The sequence below is a fragment of the Dickeya sp. ws52 genome (assembly GCF_007210685.1).
In the GTDB taxonomy this organism is placed as follows: domain Bacteria; phylum Pseudomonadota; class Gammaproteobacteria; order Enterobacterales; family Enterobacteriaceae; genus Dickeya; species Dickeya chrysanthemi.
Map to the genome: position 1 here is coordinate 1 of NZ_SZVX01000058.1, position 467 is coordinate 467.

Sequence of the window (467 nt, forward strand, 5' to 3'; positions counted from 1 at the left end):
TAGGCTGTGTCCCTTAACTTAACAACCGCTTTAAAAATAACCTGATCGCTCCCAGTTTTAGCATACTCAGGTAGTTTCTGGCTGTTTTCTCCGAGCGGGTGGCAATACGGCGATTTTCTTTGAGTATCGCAAAGCAACGCTCCACGACATTGCGTTTTTTGTATAGGCGCGTGTCGAGGAGCCGACGTCCGTCCTGACTGGCCTTCTCATTCGATTTAAACGGAATAACCGCTTTTATTCCTTTCATTTTCAAATGAATGCGAAGGTTTTTACCTGAATAACCCTTATCCGCCAGCACCGCTTTCGGACGTGATTTCAGGTGCCCGCCTTTTCGGATAATCCCGACCCGGTTGAGCAACGTTTCCGCGTATCGGCTTTCGTGGGCCTGTCCACCGCTCAGGCAAAAACTCAGCGGTAATCCTGTGCCATCTGTCGCCAGATGGATTTTGGTGCCAAAGCCGCCGCGA

At 50.1% G+C, this 467-nt stretch carries 1 protein-coding gene; it reads right to left on the bottom strand.

Annotated elements, in window-relative coordinates; all coding sequences use genetic code 11:
• Nucleotides 1–13: 13 nt before the first annotated feature.
• Nucleotides 14–467 (bottom strand): IS5 family transposase (locus FDP13_RS21495; RefSeq protein WP_143840377.1); only part of this gene is annotated, 454 nt, incomplete at its 5' end.